The organism is Embleya scabrispora (assembly GCF_002024165.1).
Taxonomy (GTDB): Bacteria; Actinomycetota; Actinomycetes; order Streptomycetales; family Streptomycetaceae; genus Embleya; species Embleya scabrispora_A.
The window spans coordinates 4,250,001-4,252,500 of the sequence record NZ_MWQN01000001.1 but is presented as its reverse complement, the minus strand read 5'-3'; the positions used below and the strand labels follow the sequence as shown (position 1 = coordinate 4,252,500).

Below are 2,500 nucleotides of genomic sequence, written 5' to 3'. Positions count from 1 at the left end.
CATCGACGCACACACTGGAGGTGGCCGTGTCCGAGCTCGTCACGGGAGAAGCGGTCGCGCTCGACCTGCGCCCGGCGCGTCTGCCCAGCCGGGCGATCGCGATGGTGATCGACCTCGCGGCGCAGGTCGCCCTGTTGTTGGCGGTGGTGTGGCTGGTCTCGCTGGCGGTGCCTGTCGACGACGGTGCGCTCGCGGCGGCGTTGACGCTCACGATCGTCGTGCTCGTGGTGATCGGCTGGCCGGTCGCCTGGGAGACCGCGAGTCATGGGCGCTCGCTGGGGAAATTGGCGCTCGGGCTTCGGGTGGTTCGCGACGACGGGGGGCCGATTCGGTTCCGGCACGCGCTGGTGCGGGCGCTGCTCGGGTTCTTCGTGGACTTTTGGACCACGTTCGGGTGTGGCGCGGTGTTTTCCTCGATGGCCTCCACGAACGGCAAGCGGCTCGGGGACATGGCGGCCGGGACCTTCGTGGTGCGGGAGCGCACCCCCGGGGTGCGGCAATTGCCGCTGCCGCTGCATCCGGCCGCCTCGGCGTGGGCGACCGGGATCGAATTGTCCGGGCTGTCCGACGATCTCGCCCTCGCCATTCGGCAATACCTGTCCCGGCGGGACCAATTGGATCCGGCGATAGCCGCCTCGCTCGCCGAGCGGCTGACCGGGGACACCGCGCGGCGCATCGGGATCGGGCCGCCGCCCGGGATGCATCCGGTGGTGTACCTGGCCGCGGTGCTGGCCGAGCGCCAGCGCCGGGACTGGGAGCGGCACGCGGCCGCCGTCGGCGGGTTCGCCGACGGCGGGGACGCGGCACCGTCGACGGCTCCGCCGGCACCCGCCTCCGTACCGCCGATCCCGCCGATCCCGTCGGCGCCGGGCCCGCGGGCGCCGACGCCCGCACCCGAGCAGACGCCCACTCCCCCGCCCCCGTCCCCGCCCGCCCCCGCTCCCACGCCCCCCGGCTTCACTCCCCCATCGTGATCCGCCGGTTCGGCGGCGTGTCGAGGGCTTCGAGTTCGATGCCCGGGGCGGCCAGGACCACGTCGCCGCTCAGGTGGATCGTGGCGCGTTCGCCGGTGGCGAGGTCGTCGACCTCGTAGCGTTCGACGGCCAGGCCGTCGTGGGTCTCGATCGTGGCGAGCGTCCAGGACTGGTCCACCGTGTGGGCGGCCAGGACCGGTTCGGTCAGCGCGATCAGGCGCAGCTGGGCCGAGTCGCCGACGGCCAGGTTCAGCAGCGTGGCGGTCGCGATCAGGAAGGCGGGCGAGCGGCCGGTGAAGCCGGCGGCGCGGGCCTCGGCCTCGGTCGCCGGCGCGTCCACCGTCGGATCGGCCGCGGCGCGCAGCCACACCACGCCGGGTGCGCCGGCCACCGCCGTCGCGCCGCCGCGGACGCGCCAGCCGCCCGCGAGCACTTCCAGGCGCACCGGGCGGCCCCGGGCGTCGAGGGTCAGGTCGATGCCGCTTCCGGTGTAGCGCCAGCCGATCGGGCCGGGGGCGCAGGAGAAGCGTTCCTCGCCCAGGGGGGTGCCGTCGTGCGGGTCGTGGAAGGAGTAGGTGCCGGAGGGCATGCGCGGACCCTACGACACGGTCGGCGCGTCGGGGTCGGCCGCGGCGACGACGCGGGTGAGCAGAGTGGTGAACGTGGCCCGTTCGGCGGCGGTCAGGGGGGCGAGCAGGTCGTCCATCGCGGCGTCCACGAGGGGTTCCTGCCGGGCCAGGCGGTGTTCGCCGGCGGGGGTGGCGGCGATCGCGTTCTTGCGTCGGTCGTGCGGGTCGGGGGTGCGGGTGACCAGGCCGTCGGCCTGGAGGGAGTTCAGGATCGCGACCATGTCCTTGGGGTCGATGCCGACCGCGCGGGCCAGTTCGGCCTGGGCGACCGGGCCGTACTCCCGGACCGCGATCAGCACCAGGTGGTGCAGCATCGGCATGCCGTCGCCGGCCAGCGCCTCGCGGACCAGGCCTCGGCCGTGTGCGGCGGCGCGGCCGAGCAGCCAGCTGGGCAGTGCGCGGATCCGGGCGGGGGCGGGCAGCTTGTCGACCATGGGCGCAGCCTATCCGGAGAATCGTTGGACATACCCACGACATTACCATACCGTTGGGCTCACCCACGGTTTTCGTTGGGCTGCCCCATGATTCTCGTTACCTGGAGGATGCGCGCATGCGTCGTGTTCGCTATTACCGCAACGGTGGTCCGGACGTGCTCCGCCTGGAGCAGGTGCCGGACGCCGAGGTGCCCGCACCCGGGCCGGGCGAGCTGCTGATCCGTACCGAGGCGATCGGCGTGAGCCTGCCGAGTGTGCGCAAGGTGCGCGAGGGCGGGTTGCCGCTGCCCGGGGTGTTCGGCGGGGACGTGGCCGGCGAGGTGGCCTCGACCGGGCCGGACGTGACCGGGTTCGCGGTCGGCGATCGGGTGGTCGCCATCTCGTTCACCGACGCCTACGCGGAATCCGCCCTCGCCCCCGTGTTCACCGCGTCGCACATCCCCGCCGCCGCGAGCGCCGTGGA

4 protein-coding genes (1 of these 4 running past the window's edge) are annotated in these 2,500 nt (G+C 73.9%); 2 read left to right on the top strand and 2 right to left on the bottom strand.

Going from position 1 to position 2,500, the window contains the following annotated elements:
* Positions 1 to 26: 26 nt before the first annotated feature.
* On the top strand, positions 27 to 974 hold the full coding sequence (locus tag B4N89_RS18810; RefSeq protein WP_078979454.1) for an RDD family protein: 948 nt from the start codon (positions 27 to 29) through the stop codon (positions 972 to 974).
* Here B4N89_RS18810 and B4N89_RS18805 read toward each other — a convergent pair.
* A complete protein-coding gene (locus B4N89_RS18805; protein ID WP_078976996.1) occupies positions 958 to 1,563 on the bottom strand; it encodes a hypothetical protein in 606 nt (201 codons plus the stop codon). The two genes, B4N89_RS18810 and B4N89_RS18805, sit on opposite strands and share 17 nt — an antisense overlap.
* A gap of 9 nt (positions 1,564 to 1,572) precedes the next feature.
* Entirely contained in the window at positions 1,573 to 2,037 is a 465-nt protein-coding gene (locus B4N89_RS18800) for a MarR family winged helix-turn-helix transcriptional regulator (protein ID WP_078976993.1), read from the bottom strand.
* A 116-nt stretch (positions 2,038 to 2,153) separates the two neighbouring features.
* On the opposite strand from B4N89_RS18800, the gene B4N89_RS18795 reads away from it, so the two are divergent.
* A protein-coding gene (locus tag B4N89_RS18795; protein WP_078976991.1) for a quinone oxidoreductase family protein crosses the window boundary here: on the top strand, positions 2,154 to 2,500 show its 5' portion. 592 nt of this gene lie beyond the right edge of the window; the window shows 347 of its 939 coding nt (coding positions 1–347); it begins with the start codon at positions 2,154 to 2,156; its stop codon lies off the right edge, out of view.

Bases quoted from the DNA above. Each gene is read 5' to 3' on its own strand.
- B4N89_RS18800 (WP_078976993.1), bottom strand. From the start codon at position 2,037: ATGGTCGACAAGCTGCCCGCCCCCGCCCGGATCCGCGCACTGCCCAGC.
- B4N89_RS18805 (WP_078976996.1), bottom strand. From the start codon at position 1,563: ATGCCCTCCGGCACCTACTCCTTCCACGACCCGCACGACGGCACCCCC.